Below are 19,123 nucleotides of genomic sequence, written 5' to 3'. Positions count from 1 at the left end.
TTGGAAACGTTTTGGTCACTGGAGACATACGAAATGTCACCAATAAGCCGGATTGGTAACGTTTCAGTATAGAAAGACAACTGAAATGTAACCAATACAAAAGTATAAAAGGAGACAGCCATCCTAGGCTGTCTCCTTTTCAATTCCTATCTTAATACATTAAAGTATCTTGCTTCTGGATGGGCAAAGACCATTGCTGTTACTGATGCTTCTGGGCTCATCATAAAGCCTTCTGTCAATTCAATGCCAATTTCATTTGGGTTAATAAGCTTGAACAGCTTTTCTTGATCCTCAAGCTCCGGACAGGCAGGATAGCCGAAGGAGTAGCGCTGGCCCTGGTAGCGCGCTGAGAACCTATCTTGCATAGTGAAGCTTGCGGGATCCGGGAAGCCCCAGCGGTCACGGATCTGCCGGTGAATAAGTTCCGCGAAGCCTTCTGCACTTTCAAGAGCAAGAGATGCTAAAGCGTGGCTTTCGAGGAAGCGGCCTGCCTGCTTGAACTCTTCAGCTTTTTCACGTATACCGCGCCCAGCTGTGACAGCAAAGAAGCAAACATAATCTTTCACCCCGCCATCCACAGGTTTCAGGTAATCTGCAAGGCAGAGATGAGGCTCGGAATCCTGGCGCGGGAACTCGAAGGTTTCAAGTACCTGGTCAGGTGCTTCCGGATTGAAAATTAGAACTTTATCGCCCTCCGAATTGGCAGGGAAGAATTGATAGACAGCAGCGGGCTGAATCAAGCCTTGTTCGCTGGCATCTGCGATCAGTCCGTCGACGACTTCTTTTACCTTAACAGCTTTTTCATCACCTTCCGCCAGCAGTTTGGCGATTTTCCCTTTTACGCCGAGATGGTGGCCAATGAGCATTTGCATATTGATATATGGCTCAATATGGGAAAGGGAGTAGGATTTCAAAACATGCCTCTTTGTATCCTGTGGGACAAATACAGGCACATTCAATGAAACTGCCGGCCTGGTTTTAACCGCGACCGCAGAAGCTGGACGTTCGAACGTCGGAGCCGGTGTGCTTAGGGCTGCCTGCTTCTCCTCTCGATCAGTCCAGAGCTGACGGCGCCCGTCCTCGGTGCTTAACTGGTTAGCGAGCGAAAGGCCGTTCATGGCATCTTTTGCATACAGGACAAGGCCATCGTATTCCCGGGATATCCTAGTATCGGTAAATTTCCTGGACAAAGCTGCACCGCCGACGAGAATTGGTAAATTGATGCTGGCTTCTTTTAAGTCATGGGCAGTCAAGACCATTTGCTGGGCCGATTTAACAAGCAGGCCGGAGAGACCAATAAAATCGGGCTGCTCTTTTCTGACGGCCTGAATCAGCTCGGTTGGTGAAACTTTGATTCCAAGGTCGTGAACATCATAGCCATTGTTGCTCAGAATGATGTCGACAAGATTTTTTCCGATATCATGGACATCGCCTTTTACCGTTGCAAGAAGCACTTTGCCTTTCGATGCAGACACATCACCTTTTTCCATATGAGGCTCAAGGAAGGAAACGGCCGCTTTCATCACTTCAGCGCTTTGGAGTACCTCAGCGACAATCAGCTGGTTATCATTGAATAGTCGGCCGACTTCCTTCATTCCTTCCATCAAAGGCCCGTTAATGATATCGAGCGGGGCAGGGTACTTCTCCAATGCCAAGGCGAGATCCTCAAGCAAGCCTTCCTTTGTACCTTCAACTACATAATAGGAAAGTCTTTCTTCAAGGCTCATGTCGGGAACAGTTTGTTTCGATTCCTTCTTTTTACCGCGATAAAATTCAGTGAAGGTCGCGAGCGTTTCATCGGTTGTCCGGAACAACAGATCTTCTGCCAGCCCGATCTCTTCTTTGGAAATCGATGCAAAGCGTTCGAGCTTTTCAGTGTTGACGATTGCATAATCTAGCCCAGCCTGCGTAGAGTGGTACAGGAATACCGAATTAAGAATTTCGCGTCCAACAGGCGGCAGGCCGAACGAAACATTGCTGACTCCGAGAATCGTCTGCGTTTGCGGGAAGCGTTCCTTGATGAGCCTGATACCTTCCACGGTTGCCTTTGCTGACCCGATATATTGTTCATCGCCTGTACCGACAGGGAAGGTAAGCGGATCGAAAATGAGATCCTCCGGCCTCAGGCCGTATTTGTCAACAAGCAGGCGGTAAGATCGTTCGGCAATTTCAAGCTTGCGTTCGGCCGATACCCCCATGCCTTCTTCATCAATCGTACCGACGACAACGGCCGCGCCGTAGCGTTTAATGATTGGTACTATTGTTTCAAAACGTTCCTCGCCATCTTCTAAATTAATTGAATTGATAATCGCCTTACCCTGGGAAAATTTTAAGGAAGACTCAATTACCTCGTGATCAGTTGAATCGATGACGAGCGGAACCTTTACCTTTTTAACCACTTCCGGAATAAATGTTTCCATATCGGCTTTTTCATCGCGGTCGGGGTCAGCGAGGCAAATATCGATGACATGGGCGCCGTTTTTAACCTGAGCGCGGGCGATTTCAGCAGCCTCCTCAATTTTCCCTTCCGTAATCAGCCTTCTGAATTTCCTTGAGCCAATGACATTTGTGCGCTCGCCAACCATGATAGGGCGAATGCTAGGGTCGTCATATACTAGCGGCTCGATGCCGGAAACCATATGATAGGAAGGTGCAGTAAGCTCTCTTGGATTGACGTCCTCCAATGCTTCAGAAATAGCGCGTATATGGTCTGGCGTCGTTCCACAGCAGCCGCCGGCAATATTGAGCCAGCCATTTGAGGCAAAATCCGCGATTTTCCGTGCCAGTGTTTCCGGTGTCTCATGATAATGTCCGTCTTCGTCTGGAAGTCCTGCATTCGGGTAGCAGCTGATTGCGGTCGAAGCAAGGCCGGAAAGCGAGCGGATGTGCTCCTGCATGAATTCCGGACCGGTTGCGCAATTCAGCCCGACAGCGACAGGATTCATATGCTGGACTGAAATATAAAATGCCTCGATTGATTGGCCCGCAAGTGTTGTGCCCATTGGTTCGATGGTGCCCGAAATCATCAAAGGCAGGACCTTGCCTGTTTTTGAAAAAGCGTTCTGAATCCCGATAAAGCCGGCTTTTACATTTAACAGGTCCTGGCTAGTTTCAAGCAAAAGCAGGTCCGCACCGCCGTCAATCAGTCCCAGCGCTTGTTCCTCATAGTCTTCGGAAAGCCTTTCAAAGCTGACTCCGCCCGTGACGCTTAGCGTTTTCGTCGTCGGCCCCATTGAGCCGGCAACAAAGCGGGGACGTTCTGGTGTTGAAAAAGAATCCGCCTCAGCTTTGGCAATTTTGGCAGCGGCTTTATTAATTTCGTATGCCTTGAATCCAAGGCCATATTCATCAAGGACAATCCGGGTTCCGCCGAAGCTGTTCGTCTCGATGATATCGGAGCCTGCCTCAAGGTATTCCCGGTGGATGCTGGCAATAACGGCAGGGGCAGTCAAATTCAGGTTTTCGTTGCAGCCTTCGAGTTCTTCTCCGCCAAAATCGGCAGCCGTCAAATCGGCCCTCTGCAGCATTGTTCCCATGGCTCCGTCCATGACTAAAATCCTTTTCTTAAGCTGTTCAGTGAATGTGTGTGCTGGCATAGATGGTACCCCTCTTTTCATTCGCTCGTTTGTTGGCATAGTTTGCAAGTTCGGCAGTCAGTTCATAACGAAGGAAAGGCGTAATCAAATAGATTCCATTAAAAAGCTCGAGTGCGGCATCTATTAATGATTTTGTTATGGCCAAACCTTCCTTGGCAGCCTGGTCCGGGTTATCAGTCAGTTCTGCCATCCTGTCGCGGATTTCTTGCGATATTTTAATTCCTGGTACTTCGTTATGAAGGAATTCGGTGTTTTTGCTGTTCAACAACGGCATTAAACCGATATAGATAGGACTATCCAGATGCTTAGTATGCTCGTGGACTTCGATAAGCTTTTCCTCGGAAAAGACAGGCTGGGAGATGAAATAATCAGCTCCGTGCTCAATTTTCTTTTCAAGGCGGTTAACTGCCTTTTCGAGAGATCGGACATTTGGGTTAAAGGCCGCGCCGATGCTGAAGGCTGTTTTTTGGCCAAGATCTTTTCCGGAATACGATAGTCCCTCATTGAGCTGTTTGATCATTTGAATCAATTCAAAGGATGACACATCATATACAGACGAAGCCCCAGGGAAGTCGCCAACCCTAGCCGGATCACCGGTAATCGCCAGGACATCATGAAGCCCAAGCGTGTGTAATCCCATCAAGTGTGATTGCAAGCCAATAATATTGCGGTCACGGCAGGCAATATGGATGAGCGGCCTCATGGACAGCTCCTGTTTGACCAAATAGCCAAGGGACTCATTCGAGATCCTTACCGAGGCAAGTGAATTGTCTGCCAGGGTGATTGCGTCAATTCCTGCCTTTTTAAGTGCTTTTGCGCCTTCAAAGAACTTGGTCGTATCAAGTTTTCGTGGCGGGTCGAGCTCGACAATGACTGAAGGACGTTCTTTTACAATATCGTGAAGCGGGGGAGAGTCACGTACAGTTTGCCTCGGTTCAATAACAATGGCACCCGCCTTCACGCTAGTCTTTTCTGTAATTGGTACGGCAGCTTTCAATTCTGCGGCGAAAGCACGGATATGCTCAGGCGTTGTCCCGCAGCAGCCGCCGATCAGGCGGACACCTTCTTTTCGGAACTGCCTCGCTGAATTTCTGAAGTAGTCGGCATCTCCCTCATAGTGAAACTTTCCATCCGTATACGCAGGCAAGCTCGCATTCGGATAAGCAGACAGGAAAGCGCCGGAAGGGAGTTCAATTTGTTCAAGCGTTTCAAGCATATGGTGCGGCCCCAGGCGGCAGTTAAGTCCCACCACATCAGCGCCAAGGTCGTCGAGCCTTTTCATCGCTTCGTTAACAGGGGTCCGGTCCTGAAGAATACCGGTTTCCTGAAGCGACACCTGCGCAATGATAGGCAGTGTTGTTTCCTTTCTGGCAATAGCCAGGACGGTTTCCAATTCCTCAAGGTCGTAAAATGTTTCTAAAAGCAGACCGTCGACACCCTCAAGAAGCAGGCAGTAAAGCTGTTCCCGGAAACTGCGTTTGATTTCCTCTATTGCTATAGATTGGGGCTTCACCCCCCGGTTGCCGCCCATTGTGCCGAGCACATAGATGCCTTCCTGCGCAGCTTTTTTTGCATTCCTGACAGCGGCACTGTTGATTTCCTTTACTGAATCTTCAAGGCCATAACGCTGCAGCTTCAGATAATTAGCTGCATACGTATTCGTCTGGATAACATCAGCGCCTGCATCAATATAGGCTTTATGAATCGTTTGGATTTGGCTTGGGTGGGACAGATTCAATTCTTCAAAACAGCTGTCACTTCCATATGAGTAAAGCAGCGTACCCATCGCCCCGTCGGCGATAAGGATTTGAGTTTGCAATTTTTCCAAAAAAGTCATTGTCTCCGTCTCCTTTAAGGTGGCAAAACACGTCTGTAAATACAAAAAAGCCTTCCTCTATATAACAAGAAGAAGACTAAAATCTCACAGCGTCAGCCATCCTTCTTATCTACCAAGTTAGCAGCTAACTTGCTGGAATTAGCACCTTTTCAGAAGACAAGCCATCTGATGGTTGCTGAGGTGTCGCAGGGCCATGTCCCTCAACCTCTCTTGATAAGACTAAATTATTAAACTATTTATAAAACTACTACAATTATTGTTTTATTGCAATAGGAATGTCTCAGTTACTCTATTATGTTCGATATTCTCTTGTTTCTCCCTTCAGTTTCAGCATGGTCAGCTGTTCTTTAAAATAGTGTTTTAAAGCATGCTCATCCTATTTCAGGTCCTTGGAGCGTACATCCTCTAGAAGGCAAGCCTTGCCCCAAAGGTGATCGAAAACCTTCACCATTTTAGGCGATTTCCTGGTGTTGCAGGTGAACAAAATCTTATGTTTGAAGAATATATTCTCCTCCTTCAGGGATACCCTAGTTCCCAACACCGCTCTAGGGACAACCAAAAATTTTCCCAATATTAGTAGTGATAGAAACATTGTATAGTTGAAATATAAAGTTATTTTAAAAGGACGGTATAAACAATCCTCTATGGAAAAGGCGAACGGGAGGTGTTGAAATGGGAACCATTGAGCTAGGGCTGTTGAAGAGAACTCTCCGGAAAAAGTATGAAGGTATGTTCGACGATCCAAAGCTGCAGGGGATTAGCAAAGTTAATCAAGAAGTCATGATTCAGGTGGCAATCGATGATTATATCAGGAATAATATTTTAAAGTATCAATATAATGAGGAAATTCTTGAGATCCCGACGATTCTGAGGGAACGGAAGCAAAACCGCCGGGAACGCAGCAGAGGATAGGGTATAGCCAGACAGCCAGGGAAAACTTGCAGGCAGTCTGGCTATTTTTGTTTTACGTCTCTTGCATTGCTTTTTCCAATAGTGTTCATGGCGATTAGTTATAATAGAAATATTTCCGGGTGTGGAGGGGACTGCTTGAAGAATTATTGGAAAGCAAAAAGAGAGCGGCTTCTGTTTGATAATCGGGAGCTCAATTTAATTGATATAGATTATTAGTTTTAGAATAAAAGCTTTCCTTTGCTATTTCGGCAAGTGGAGGCTTTTTTTATGGAGCTTATTTGCTTGAAGTGTTTTGGCAAGCCAACACAAGGCACAATTTGTTCTCATTCTCTAATGTTAAGTGAATAAACTGTCACTCTATAGTCACTTGAAAGTCACTTAATAAAGGTATAATATGGGAAAGAAGAATTTGGAAATCTTCATAATTTCTTAAGGTTTTTGCTAGAGGAAAATTCATTATTACTAGATAGGATGGTTATACAAAGAGAAAGAACAGGGGTTGGGGATTTCAAATGAAGAAAGATTGTGTGATTTTTACATGATGATACTGGGGGCAATTTTAAAAAAAGAAAAGGTTCATTTATGGGTTGCCGGGATATTGCTGGCATTGTATTTGTCGCCGCTGTTTGTGCTCGGTGAGGACGCGCATATGCGGATTCATGACAACCTCGATTCAAATATTAGCTGGTATAAGGTATTACGCGAAAGCGGGGAGCTGTTCGGCGCAACTGATGCGGTGATTCCACAAATCATCAATGGCTTGCCGCGGAATACATATGGGACTGAGTTTAGTGGTATTCAATGGCTGCATCACCTGTTTCCGTCGATGCTAGCATATGCCCTTAGCCAGGCGATAACACGAATAGCAGCATTTATTGGGATGTATTTACTGCTAAGCAGGCATTTTATAAAGGATAGGAATGCATTTCCAATCAGTGTTTGGGTTTCACTTGCTTTCGCGCTGACTCCGTTCTGGCCGTCGGGGATGTTGAGTACACTTGGTATGCCGCTTGCATTATGGGCTTTCCTCAATATTAGGGATGGCAGGCATTCCTGGAAGGAGTGGCTGACGCTTTTCTTGCTTCCACTGTATTCCAGCTTTGTGCTCGGGTTTTTCTTTTTCCTGGCTGCGATGGGGTTGTTGTGGCTAAGGGATGTGGTGTTTAAGAAAAGCTGGAACTGGACCTTTTTTGCAAGCATTGCGTTTATGACATTCATGTATTTGCTCGTTGAATACCGGCTTGTTCTTTCATTGGTGCTTCCGGAAGAACCGACAAGCCGGAATGAATTTGATTATACAGATAACACGCTATGGCAAACAATCATGTTAATTGGGAAAAATTATTTCTTTGGCCACAACCATGTACTGACGCTTCATACTTACGTAATTGTACCGCTGTCGTTCCTGGTGCTGATATGGATAGCAGCAAGAAGAACTCATGGTGTAAACGAAAAACGGTTTATATATTTGTTTGTGCTTAACATTGTCTTGTCCATCTGGTACTCGTTTTGGTTTTACAAAGGCTGGCATCCAATTAAGGAAGAGATATCGTTGTTGAAAACCTTTAATTTTTCACGGTTTCATTTCCTCCGCCCGCTGATTATTTATATGATGTTTGCGGTAGGCGCGTATATTTTGTGGCAAAAGGGCGGTCTATTGAAAAAAGCCGCAGGAGTTGCGCTGGCTCTGCAGATTGCCGTTGTTTTTTACAATAATGGCGAGATCGAGTACGGACACAGGCCTTCATTCAAACAGTTTTATGCTGTGGATCAGTTTGAGGATATCCGTGATTTTATTGGGAAATCGCAGGAATCATACCGGGTCGCAAGCATCGGTATCCATCCTGCAATCGCCCAGTACAACGGATTTTATACGCTGGATACGTATAATAATTTTTATTCGCTCGAATACAAGCACCGGTTCCGTGAAATTATTTCGAAGGAGCTTGAGAAAAACGCTACCATTGAGGATTACTTCGATACGTGGGGCGGCAGGTGTTATATCTTTGTCGCGGAGCTTGGGAAACACTATGAATTTAAAAAGACATCAAAAAAAGAAATAGAGAATCTTGAATTGAATACTAAAGTATTTAAGGAATTGGGCGGGGAATACATTTTCTCGGCAGTCCCGGTCAAGAATCCAGAAGAGAACGGTATGAAGCTTGAAAAAGTATTCGACAACAAGGCATCGGCATGGAGGATTTATCTTTATCACGTATCTGAAGGAGTGGTTCCTGGTGAATAAGCCAATTTTAACAATCGTTGTGCCATGCTATAACGAGGAAGAAGTTTTAAAGGAAACGACATCCCAACTGACTGGGGTTTTAAGAGGAATGATTAAGGATTCACTGATTTCGGCGGACAGCAAAGTGATGTTCGTTGATGACGGCAGCCGGGACCGGACTTGGGAATTGATTGAAGAAGAAAGCAGAAGCAACCATTGTGTGACTGGGTTAAAGCTGGCCAGAAATGTCGGCCACCAGAAGGCTTTGATTGCCGGGCTGGAGACAGCCAATAAGTTATCTGACTGTGTTGTTTCTATCGATGCGGACCTTCAGGACGATGTGAATGTAATCAGGAAATTTGTTGAGAGGTTCCGCGAAGGCTATGACATCGTATATGGAGTCAGAGATAAACGTGATACGGATACATTTTTCAAAAGGACGACTGCCCTGGGCTTCTACCGGTTTATGGAGAAAATCGGCATCAAGCTTGTTCCGAATCACGCCGACTTCCGATTGATGAGCAGGCGGGCACTCGATGAGCTTTTCAAATACAAGGAAGCAAATGTGTTTTTGCGCGGGCTGGTACCGTTGGTCGGATTTAAATCGACTGTTGTCTATTATGACAGGAAGGAGCGCTTTGCTGGGGAATCCAAGTATCCGTTGAAAAAAATGCTCGCCTTCGCAATGGAAGGGATTACGTCGTTTAGTATTGCGCCAATACGGCTCGTGACGCTGCTCGGTTTCCTTTCAGTTATTCTCAGTTCGGTTGCGGGGGGCTATGCGCTAGTCCAGGAATGGATGGGAAATACTGAATCTGGCTGGGCATCGCTGATTTTGTCAATTTGGTTTGTCGGAGGCCTGCAGCTTCTGGGGATTGGTATCATCGGAGAGTATATCGGTAAAATTTATCACGAGGTTAAAGGCAGGCCGAAATATGCCGTTGAAATTGATACATTTTCAGACAGGGAACTTCCAGCGAAAAAATTGATGACTATGGGCCGGCGATGAAATTCGAGTTTATTCGTTTCTTAGTCGTTGGAGTGATCAATACACTGGTCGGGTTATCGATTATGTTCCTGCTTTTGCACGGAGCCGGATTATCCTACTGGGTTTCGACGTTCATTGGGAATACGGTTGGGGCGGGAGTCAGCTTTGTTTTGAACCGGAATTTTACATTCAGGAGCAAAGAAGCTGGTTTATGGAGTGTGGTCCGGTTTGTTTGTGTCATTTTGTTCTGCTATGTTGTTTCATATCAGCTGGGCAGCATGGTAATTGAATGGGTTGCTGGGGATTATTTTTCAGAAATTGTTGTCACAAATGGAAAGGTATTATTCAGTACCGGATTATATACAGTATTGAATTATCTGTTGCAGAGAATTGTTGTTTTTCGGGAAAGGCGATATGCGTGAACAGGTAATTAAGCTCGGTAGGCGAATATGGTCTACGAGCTTTTTATTTTGGGGATGGGAAGACGGAGAACAGTTTTTGAATAACTGGTTTTCAGCAATTAGCGGCGGCCTTTCCACTTTTTATATACTTCGAGTACTTCTGTAAGTGTGTACTCGTTTTCTGTTCCATGTTGAATCAGTCCTGATTTCTTCAAAAGCTTAAAATAGTGGTTGCGTTTGGCTTCAACCTTTTCTCTAAGAATGGACACTCCTGCCACACCCTTTCTTTTTTCTAAACTAGCCAGAGGATGAGAGGAAGCTTAACGTTCCTTGAAATAAATGTTATGAGGGTTGATGTACTTTAATGCAAGGTCAAGGTCTATTAATTTCTCATTGAGTTGGCCGGGATTTAATCTGGTTACGTTTGCAAGGTTTAACTTAAACCCTCGTTCGTCCATCTCTTTCCCTTCTTTTCGTAAAATAAGCCTTTGTCATAAAAAAGTAATAGTAAGGTTAGCATGAAGTTGTTGTAGGGGAGTTTTATTTTAGTTGGAAGGAAATCTGAGGCTTTTTTTAAAGGTGTTAAGTTGAGTGAAAAAAGCCCTCAATCGTGATGATTGAGGGCCCTTAGAATTCTATATTGCTTTTTTTACTTTTAGGTGCGTGCCTTCGAGCCTGCGCTCCCTGTGCTCTGCGGCAGCCGTGAAGAGGACGTCAGTCGATGAATTGAGGGCTGTTTCTACAGAATCCTGAATCACACCGATGATAAAACCGACGCCAACGACCTGCATGGCTATTTCGTTAGGAATACCGAACAGGCTGCAGGCTAGCGGAATTAAGAGCAGCGATCCGCCGGCAACTCCGGATGCTCCTGCGGCACAGACAGCCGACAAGACGCTCAGCAGGACTGCTGTCGGAATATCGACCGGGATATCTAATGTATGGACCGCTGCAAGGGTCAAAACTGAAATTGTTACCGCTGCACCAGCCATGTTGATGGTGGCGCCCAGTGGAATCGACACGGAATACGTATCTTTGTTCAAGCCCAGTTTTTCACAAAGCTTAAGGTTTACCGGAATGTTTGCTGCCGAGCTTCGTGTAAAGAAGGCAGTAATGCCGCTTTCTCTCAAGCATTGTAGAACGAGCGGATACGGATTCTGGCGGGTTGCTGCGAACACGATGATCGGGTTGACGACCAATGCCACAAAAAACATGCAGCCAAGGAGAATCGTGATCAATTGACCATAGCTGAGAAGCGATTTCAGACCGTTTGTTGTTATAGATTCAAAAACAAGACCCATAATGCCAAGCGGAGCAAACTTAATGACCCAGGTTACCACTTTTGAAATGGCATCTGAAAAGTTGGAAATCAATGATTTGGTTGTATCTTTTGCGTTTTTTAAAGCGAAGCCAAGGACGATAGCCCAGGCGAGAATGCCGATGTAATTTGCTTTGATAAGTGCATTAACCGGGTTATCCACTACATTCAGCAGCAAAGACTTAAGGACTTCCGCAACGCCGCCGGGTGCCTGCAACTCCTGGGAGCCGGTAACGAGTGTGATGCTAACAGGGAAGATGAAGCTTACGACTACCGCGATAAGGCCAGCCAAAAATGTTCCCAAAGCGTACAGGACAATAATGGATTTCATATTTGTTTTCTTGCCGCTCTTATGCTGGGCAATGGCTCCCATGACCAGGAAAAGCACAAGTATCGGTGCAACAGCTTTTAACGCACCGACAAATAGGGTACCGAACAGCGCTACTGGCTGGGCGGCTTTTGGTATTGTTATGGCGAGAAGAATACCAACGGCAAGACCAATAATGATTTGCTTGACGAGACTAATGTCATTCCACTTCTTGACTAGATTTCTCATACCTTCCTCCTGATTGCTGGTGCAATACACCGCAGTGTTTTTCTGTTTTCTAGCTGTAGAACCTTGCCGATTTACGGCGACAATAATTTTTATTCATTATATTGAAAATTTCGATAGATTACAATGATATTCATCATAGGTAATAACTTACAGGGGTCTGACCCTTGTTGTGGACAAAAGCCTAGTTTTGTCCGCACTAGGTGGACAGTAAGGACAGTAAGGGCGGTTAATATATGAGTCTGCTTAAAAACGGTCTTTTAAAATACTACTACTATATTACTTTTTTTCAAAGGGTTTGTTTTTTCCAGTGGAAGGTATTAACTGAACCTTTATAGAAATATCCATAGTGAGAAAAGATAATTGGGTGGAGGGATAGGAGAAATGACTTCTCGATATGGCAAGTATATTGAAGTAGAACCTGGTGTTGAATTGTTTGTCCAGGATAATGGAAGCGGGGAACCGATTGTGTTTATCCCGGGATTTACGTTTACAACCGAGGTGTTTTCCGAGCAGCTTGAACATTTCTCAAAAACCAATCGGACAATTATCCTGGATCCACGAAGCCATGGTCGCTCTTCCATGTCTCTTCACGGAAATGACTATGTCACGCATGGGACAGATTTGGCCAAGGTGCTTGAGGCCCTCGATGTTAAAAACGCGACACTTATTGGCTGGTCATTCGGTGCTCTCACTATCTGGGAATATGTGAAGCAGTTTGGAACCGAAAATGTGAAGTCACTTGTGTTCGTCGATATGTCCCCAAAATCTTTGAGTGTCCACGAAGGTGATTGGGTCGAGGGTTCTCTGAATGATATTGCTGCTGCCTACAATGCGTACCTGAGGAATCCGCAGGGGCAAAGGGAGTTCATTACCGGTTACACAACTGGTGTCATGGTCCAAAGGGAGCTGAAAGAAGAGGAGCTAACCTGGATTGTTGAACAGTCAATGAAAACGCCATACTATATCGCGGCCAATTTATTTACAAGCGGGATGTTTTCCGATTACCGGGAAGAAGCAAAGCAATCCAGCGAAGCGGTGCCTACTCTGGCTATTGTCGCAGAGCATTGGGCGGAAACCGCCACAGCCTATCTTCAAAAGCTAACCCCAAAAACGGACGTTAAGGTGCTGGGCGGGCACTTGATGTTCTGGGAGCATAGCGAAAAATTTAACGCTATTGTCGAGGAATTTTTAAAAGAGAAGGTTAGCAAGCTATAAAATTGCAGCGTCCCGCTTTTGGGCGCAATTAGGGATGGTCTCTGCTTGGCTTTGGCTAAGTAGAACCGTCCCTTTCTTTGCGGTATAGTAGAAAGAAGACAGATTGCTAGAGTAGGGTGATAGGGTTGAAGATTTTATTGGTTGAGGATGATCGGGCGATTGCGGCGGGGCTCGAGTATTCGCTGCAGATGGAAGAATACGAGACAATTCTTTGCGAGAATGTCTTGGCTGCCACAAAAGTGATAGCCGAACGTCTTGGTGAAATTGATTTATGCTTGTTCGACTTGTCGCTTCCGGATGGGAGCGGCTATGATCTGTGCAGTCTTGTGAAGAAGCGGAGTGATAAACCCGTTATTTTCCTGACAGCCCTGGATGATGAAGTAAATGTTGTCATGGGGCTTGATATGGGCGCGGATGATTATATTACAAAGCCGTTCCGGGTCAGGGAGCTTATGTCACGAATCAAGTCGGTACTCCGTCGCTACCATAAACACATGCAGACCAAGCCGATTATTGAAGTCGGTGATGTAAAGGTAAACACACTGGAAGGAAAGGTTTATAAAAATGGACAGGAAGTACTGGTCACTGCCCTCGAATATAGGCTGTTCCTTATTTTTGCCAATAATATCGGACGGGTCCTGACCAGGGAGCAGCTGCTTGAACGAATTTGGGATGTTGCCGGCGATTTCGTTAATGACAATACGCTGACTGTGTACATAAAAAGGTTGCGGGAAAAGCTTGAGGACAACCCGCAAAGCCCGACCATTATCAAGACTGTGCGCGGCCTTGGGTATAAGGTGGGTGATTAGCTTGCTCCGCAACCGGGAATTTAGCGTGTTTTTAGGTTTGAGCTGCCTGTTAGGGATTTTGGCGGCCGGAATTGGCTGGGCGCTGTTTTCTATTCAAGTTGCAAGTCTTATTTTACTTGTTTCGGCACTGCTGATTGGCGGCAGTGTTGTTTTTACTGTTTGGCGCTACAGGGAAATCAGTAAGCTTTCCGGCTATTTGCGTCAGATTTCAAGCGGGGATTATAAGCTTGACGTCCGCGACAACAGTGAGGGAGAGTTGAGTGTTTTAAAAAGTGATATTTATAAAGTGACATTTATGCTTGCGGAGCATGGCTCTCATTTGCAGCAAGATAGACTGAAGCTCACCGACGCGATTTCTGATATCTCGCATCAGCTAAAAACACCGTTGACATCCATGATGATGATGGCGGACTTACTAAGCGATGTGAATTTGAGTGAACCGAAACGAGAAGAGTTCACAAGAAATATCCAGGTCCAGCTTGAAAGGATTGAATGGCTAGTTTCTTCGTTGTTGAAGCTGTCAAAAATCGATGCTGGGACTGCTCAGTTTAAAAAAGAACAAGTTAAGGTTGCAGATTTGCTGCACAAGGTTGTTGAACCAATGCTGATTCCAATTGAAATCAAGCAGCAAACCCTGAGTGTCAATGGGGACGAGACCGTAACGTTTCATGGAGATATGAAGTGGACTACCGAGGCATTGATCAATATTTTGAAAAACTGTGTAGAGCATACGGGTGAAGGCGGTACTATAGCGATTTCGCACTCCGAAAACCCATTGTACACAGCGATATCGATTTCAGATAATGGCAAGGGAATTTCGAAAAAGGACCTGCCTTGCATTTTCAAGCGATTCTACAAGGGTGAAAATGCCGGAGAGGACAGCGTCGGGATTGGGCTTGCGATGGCATATTCAATTGTAAAAAGCCAGAACGGAGACATCGAGGTTAAAAGCGAAGAACGGAAAGGAACTACATTCACGGTCAAGTTTTATAAGCAGGTAGTGTAGTGCCCGGAGTGTGAAAAAGCTATTTAGGCGGGTTTTGCCAGTGACAGCGGCGGGGCCGGCCTTTTTGTGAAAAAGCTTTGCGTATTCAGCTTGATATGGTGACTGCATGGTATCGACCAATTTTTCCAAAAAAAGCTCTTAAGTGACTAAACTGTCACGTGGGAGTCACGGAAGAGTCATTTTAGGCAGATATACTGAAGCCATTAAGAACATGTGGGGGTTATCGTATGGAGATTTTAAAGATAGAGAATCTGTCTAAAGTGTATGGGAAGGGCGAAACCGCGGTCCGGGCACTGGATGATGTGTCATTTTCGGTGAAAAAGGGGGAGTTTGTCGCAATTGTCGGCCCGTCTGGTTCGGGCAAATCGACTCTGCTTCATATGCTTGGCGGTGTTGACCGTCCGACTGATGGCACGGTGCTTATTGATAACACCGATATTTATAAGCTTGATGAAACGCAGCTTGCGATTTTCAGGCGCCGCCAAATCGGGCTTATTTATCAGTTTTATAATTTGATTCCGATTTTGTCTGTTGAAGAAAATATGACTCTGCCAATGCTGCTTGATGAGCAGAAGATTGATAGCAAGCATTTGCAGGAGATTTCCTCGATTCTTGGCTTGGAGAACCGAATGGGCCATTTGCCGAACCAGCTTTCCGGGGGCCAGCAGCAGCGGGTCTCAATCGGCCGGGCATTGATCAGCAATCCGGCGCTGCTTTTAGCAGATGAACCGACCGGCAACCTCGACTCCAAGAACAGCGAGGAAATCATGGAGCTGCTGAAAATGTTCAACAAAACATACAAGCAGACGCTGATTGTGATTACCCATGATGAGCGAATTGCGCTTCAGGCTGACCGGGTGATTGCAATCGAGGATGGCCGCATTGCCAGGGACGAGGTGATCCGGCCGTGAATATCATCAACAAACTGACCGTGCGGCATCTGAAGGAAAACAAACGGCGGACGCTTGTGACCATATTCGGGGTCATTATTTCGGTTGCGATGCTCACCGCGGTCTCGACGCTTGGAATTTCGTTTCTTGATTTAATGAAACGCGATTCAATCGCTGATGATGGCGAGTGGCATGTAGTATACAAAGATGTGGACGCCCAGCAGCTTGAAGCAATTGAACATGATAAGGAAACGGAGAAGCTGATACTGTCCAGCGATTTTGGTTTCGCCCCTTTGGAAAACCCTAAAGCGAAGGAAAAACCGTTTCTTTTTATAAAAGGTTATAGCGATAAGGGCTTCACCCAATTCCCGATTACCCTTGCGGCAGGCAGCATTCCGAAAGCTCCGGGTGAAATCCTGCTGGTTGAAGAATTACAGGGATCTTATAATATTGGTGACAAGCTAACTCTTGAACTTGGCGACCGGAAAATGGAAGGAATGCCACTATCCCAAAATGATCCACTGCAGGAAAGAGGCAGCGAGCGAATTGAAACATTTGAAAAAACAGGGACTGGGTCATTTACAATTATCGGGTTCATCGAAACCCCAAACTGGGAAACCTCTTGGTCACCTGCCTTTACGGCCCTCACCTATATTGACAAAACCGCTGTTGGGAAAAATAGACCAGTCCATGCGACTGTGGTGGCAAAAACCATCAACAACGACTTGTACGATTACACGCAAAGTCTCGCAGATAAGCTTGGCATCAAGGAAGTTTCGTATAATGATACCTTGCTCCGCCTCTATGGGGTAACCGATAATAGCGAACTGAAGCTGACACTTTATGCAGTTTCAGCCATCATCATGGCTATCATCGTCATTGGGTCTGTTTCCCTGATTTACAATGCATTTGCCATTAGTGTCTCTGAGCGGGCCAGGCATCTTGGGATGCTCTCAAGTGTCGGGGCGACCAAAAAGCAGAAACGCAATTCAGTCTTTTTTGAGGGCGTCGTTATTGGCGGTATCAGTATTCCACTTGGCATTTTAGCGGGACTGGCAGGCTTGGCTGTAACATTTTGGTTTAGTAATGCATTAATTAGCGAGGTATTTGAAACATCAGAGCGGCTTCGCATTGTGGTAACGCCGATGAGCATCCTGGCTGCCTGTGCTGTTTCAATTTTGACGATTTTTATCTCGACGTATTGGCCGGCGAGGAAGGCATCGAAGATTTCTGCGATTGATGCAATCCGCCAGACCCAGGATGTTAAGCTGACCGGCAAAGCCGTTAAAACTTCAAAGTTCGTTCGCAGGCTGTTCGGGATTGAAGCTGAAATCGGATTAAAGAATATAAAACGCAACAAGAAGCGGTACCGGGCGACGGTTTTTTCACTTGTTATCAGCCTTGTCCTTTTTCTGACAGTATCCTTTTTCACAGACAATCTGAAAAAGTCATTTGTCCTATCACAGGAAAAGGTGGATTATGATATGAAGGTATACTTCGCTAGTGATGGGCAAATTGAGCAGCTTAAGCCGTTTTCAAGCTTGAAACATGTTACCGATTATAGCCTGATTAAACCTTTTTCGGTGGAAACTCTTCTTGAAATGAAACAACTGCCCAAGAGTATGCAGGAACCGGGCAGGGTCGACAAGTCCATGATGAAGGATGGAAAGGTTCCCTATATCGTAGTCCTTTACGGGCTTGATGAAAAAAGTTTTGCAGCAGTTGCCGAAAAAGCGGGTATCAATCCTGCAACGTTTACGAATCCCAAAAATCCTGCAGGCATTGTAATTGAAAATATGACTTACCAGGATGGGGAGACTGGGAAGTTTATTGAAGAGCTGAGTATTGAAACTGAAGTGGGACATACGCTGGACCTCAGTGTTCCCGATTATGATACAGGGAGCCGCGAGCCAGCCGGCAAGTTGACGATAGCTGGTTTTGTTGATGAGGCTCCAATGGGCATTCAAACGGGAATGGGTGATGTTCCGGTTCTTGTTCCGGAAGAGATATTGGATCAACTGGCTGCAAAACTAGATAACCAGTATGATAATTATCTTGTCGTAAAAAGCACGGATCCGCTTGAGGCCCAGGCTGAGATAGAAGAAATGAACCTGCAGGGGCTGCATATCTATAACGTGTATAAACAACGGCAAAACAACGAGAATCTTATTTTGTTCATGTCACTATTCACGTATGGGTTCATCGTGTTGATCAGTCTGATTTCCATTGCCAATATTCTCAATACCATTTCAACGAGCATTTCACTCAGGACGCGCGAGTTCGCAATGCTGAAATCAGTCGGGATGACGCCTAAAGGGTTCAGTAAGATGACCAACTACGAAAGCATCTTTTACGGCGTAAAGGCACTAACCTACGGTCTTCCAATCAGCATCGGGCTTATGTACCTTATCTATCTGTCCTTGGGGAACACCTTTGAGTACGGCTTCGAGCTGCCCTGGGCAAGCATAGCCTATGCAACAATCGCCATTTTCCTAATTGTAATATCCGCCATGCTCTACTCCAGCCGCAAAATCAAAACCCAAAACATCATCGACGGGTTGAGGCAGGAGAATATTTAGGAGTCAACATTTAGGGGTCAGACCCCTTTTGTGGACATTTTGGTGTTTTTGTCCGCGTGGAATGGACGAGTGCGAGTAGCCTGGAGATATGGCTGAGGAGTTACCGAAACTGGTTATCTTGTGATTGAGGTAAACTTTTCTTTTATTTAGTGCTATTGAAAATTGAAAGATGATAACGAAAAAAACGAGGGTGTCCAGAAGTAAGTGGACCCCTCGTTTTTATGTTCTAATTCTGATTTCCAATTCGTTTCTTAGTGCGCCATTGAATGTATTGGAATCTGATGAAGCAGCCGATGCAGAAGCCTAGGATGGCGACAAATGCTGCGATGGCCACCATAATTGTGAAAGCATGGCCAAGTGTGTTCCAGCCAAAAGCATATCCCGCCAGACCGCCTGCCAGACAAACAACCGAGATTCCCTGGTTAAACTGCTGCTGATTCCATTCTTCGGGGATGTATGCAGAAGGTTCTTTTTTCAGGAATTGCCTGGCAACCTTCATAATAGGATTGAACCCAAAGAATAGCCCCATCAGCCCGGCAACAAGAGGGATAGCCAGATTCCATTCCTCGCCGGTGATCCACGTGGCCACCACACTTAAAACAATTACCCATTGATTCGTCCTGACAAGCGGACGAGGAATCGAACGCACAGTTTCAGCCATAAGATAAATCCAACCTTTCTTATATGAATTTCAGATTTTAATATAGTCTACTTGATTTATCTCTATTTGTGAACTGGGGAGTGAGAAAAAGGGGTCAGACCCCTGTCGTGGACATTTCTATCGTTTTGTCC

General features: G+C 45.6%; 15 protein-coding genes and 1 riboswitch. Of the genes, 9 read left to right on the top strand and 6 right to left on the bottom strand.

The genetic code is table 11. The features are described from left to right. Nucleotides 1-146: 146 nt before the first annotated feature. Both metH and AM500_RS17100 read right to left on the bottom strand, forming a co-directional pair. Nucleotides 147-3,596, bottom strand: coding sequence for a methionine synthase (gene metH, locus AM500_RS17105; protein ID WP_053600298.1), 3,450 nt, complete (start codon nucleotides 3,594-3,596; stop codon nucleotides 147-149). Continuing rightward, nucleotides 3,574-5,433, bottom strand: a complete 1,860-nt coding sequence (locus AM500_RS17100; RefSeq protein WP_053600297.1) for a bifunctional homocysteine S-methyltransferase/methylenetetrahydrofolate reductase — start codon at nucleotides 5,431-5,433, stop codon at nucleotides 3,574-3,576. Before AM500_RS17100 ends, metH begins: the two co-directional genes overlap by 23 nt. A gap of 102 nt (nucleotides 5,434-5,535) precedes the next feature. Continuing rightward, a riboswitch (SAM riboswitch) is annotated at nucleotides 5,536-5,653 on the bottom strand. Nucleotides 5,654-6,105: 452 nt separating this feature from the next. Here AM500_RS17100 and AM500_RS17095 point away from each other — a divergent pair. From AM500_RS17095 to AM500_RS17080, 4 genes are all read left to right on the top strand, one after another. Beyond that, complete coding sequence (locus AM500_RS17095; RefSeq protein WP_053600296.1) at nucleotides 6,106-6,345, top strand: hypothetical protein; 240 nt, start codon at nucleotides 6,106-6,108, stop codon at nucleotides 6,343-6,345. 541 nt (nucleotides 6,346-6,886) lie between these two features. After that, complete coding sequence (locus tag AM500_RS17090; protein ID WP_053601761.1) at nucleotides 6,887-8,590, top strand: DUF6044 family protein; 1,704 nt, start codon at nucleotides 6,887-6,889, stop codon at nucleotides 8,588-8,590. Beyond that, nucleotides 8,583-9,578, top strand: coding sequence for a glycosyltransferase family 2 protein (locus AM500_RS17085; RefSeq protein WP_053600295.1), 996 nt, complete (start codon nucleotides 8,583-8,585; stop codon nucleotides 9,576-9,578). Before AM500_RS17090 ends, AM500_RS17085 begins: the two co-directional genes overlap by 8 nt. Then, nucleotides 9,575-9,979 carry a GtrA family protein gene (locus tag AM500_RS17080; RefSeq protein ID WP_053600294.1) on the top strand — a complete coding sequence of 135 codons (405 nt, stop codon included), beginning with the start codon at nucleotides 9,575-9,577 and terminating at the stop codon, nucleotides 9,977-9,979. Before AM500_RS17085 ends, AM500_RS17080 begins: the two co-directional genes overlap by 4 nt. 98 nt (nucleotides 9,980-10,077) lie before the next feature. On the opposite strand, the gene AM500_RS25580 is transcribed toward AM500_RS17080, so the two are convergent. The 3 genes from AM500_RS25580 to sstT form a co-directional block, all read right to left on the bottom strand. Further along, nucleotides 10,078-10,227, bottom strand: coding sequence for a hypothetical protein (locus AM500_RS25580; RefSeq protein ID WP_156319839.1), 150 nt, complete (start codon nucleotides 10,225-10,227; stop codon nucleotides 10,078-10,080). A gap of 51 nt (nucleotides 10,228-10,278) precedes the next feature. Further along, nucleotides 10,279-10,416 (bottom strand): hypothetical protein, encoded by a 138-nt coding sequence (locus AM500_RS25575; RefSeq protein WP_156319838.1) that lies wholly within the window; start codon nucleotides 10,414-10,416, stop codon nucleotides 10,279-10,281. Nucleotides 10,417-10,593: 177 nt separating this feature from the next. Next, nucleotides 10,594-11,832, bottom strand: a complete 1,239-nt coding sequence (gene sstT / locus AM500_RS17075; RefSeq protein WP_053600293.1) for a serine/threonine transporter SstT — start codon at nucleotides 11,830-11,832, stop codon at nucleotides 10,594-10,596. Nucleotides 11,833-12,213: 381 nt separating this feature from the next. Here sstT and AM500_RS17070 point away from each other — a divergent pair, with 381 nt between their 5' ends. From AM500_RS17070 to AM500_RS17050, 5 genes are all read left to right on the top strand, one after another. Next, nucleotides 12,214-13,047 carry an alpha/beta fold hydrolase gene (locus AM500_RS17070; protein WP_053600292.1) on the top strand — a complete coding sequence of 278 codons (834 nt, stop codon included), beginning with the start codon at nucleotides 12,214-12,216 and terminating at the stop codon, nucleotides 13,045-13,047. Between the two features lie 125 nt (nucleotides 13,048-13,172). Then, complete coding sequence (locus tag AM500_RS17065) at nucleotides 13,173-13,856, top strand: response regulator transcription factor (protein ID WP_053600291.1); 684 nt, start codon at nucleotides 13,173-13,175, stop codon at nucleotides 13,854-13,856. A gap of 1 nt (nucleotide 13,857) precedes the next feature. After that, nucleotides 13,858-14,862, top strand: coding sequence for a sensor histidine kinase (locus tag AM500_RS17060; protein ID WP_053600290.1), 1,005 nt, complete (start codon nucleotides 13,858-13,860; stop codon nucleotides 14,860-14,862). A gap of 227 nt (nucleotides 14,863-15,089) precedes the next feature. Continuing rightward, nucleotides 15,090-15,773 (top strand): ABC transporter ATP-binding protein, encoded by a 684-nt coding sequence (locus AM500_RS17055; RefSeq protein ID WP_053600289.1) that lies wholly within the window; start codon nucleotides 15,090-15,092, stop codon nucleotides 15,771-15,773. Then, complete coding sequence (locus tag AM500_RS17050; protein ID WP_053600288.1) at nucleotides 15,770-18,331, top strand: ABC transporter permease; 2,562 nt, start codon at nucleotides 15,770-15,772, stop codon at nucleotides 18,329-18,331. Before AM500_RS17055 ends, AM500_RS17050 begins: the two co-directional genes overlap by 4 nt. A 226-nt stretch (nucleotides 18,332-18,557) precedes the next feature. Here the strand turns inward: AM500_RS17050 and AM500_RS17045 are convergent, their stop codons facing one another. Beyond that, nucleotides 18,558-18,992 carry a DUF4395 domain-containing protein gene (locus AM500_RS17045; protein ID WP_053600287.1) on the bottom strand — a complete coding sequence of 145 codons (435 nt, stop codon included), beginning with the start codon at nucleotides 18,990-18,992 and terminating at the stop codon, nucleotides 18,558-18,560. Between the last annotated feature and the right edge of the window lie 131 nt (nucleotides 18,993-19,123).

Origin of the sequence: Bacillus sp. FJAT-18017 (genome assembly GCF_001278805.1) — a bacterium.
Lineage (GTDB): Bacteria > Bacillota > Bacilli > Bacillales > Cytobacillaceae > Bacillus_D.
The sequence above is the reverse complement of the archived record's forward strand: the minus strand, read 5'-3'. Positions and strand labels throughout refer to the sequence as shown.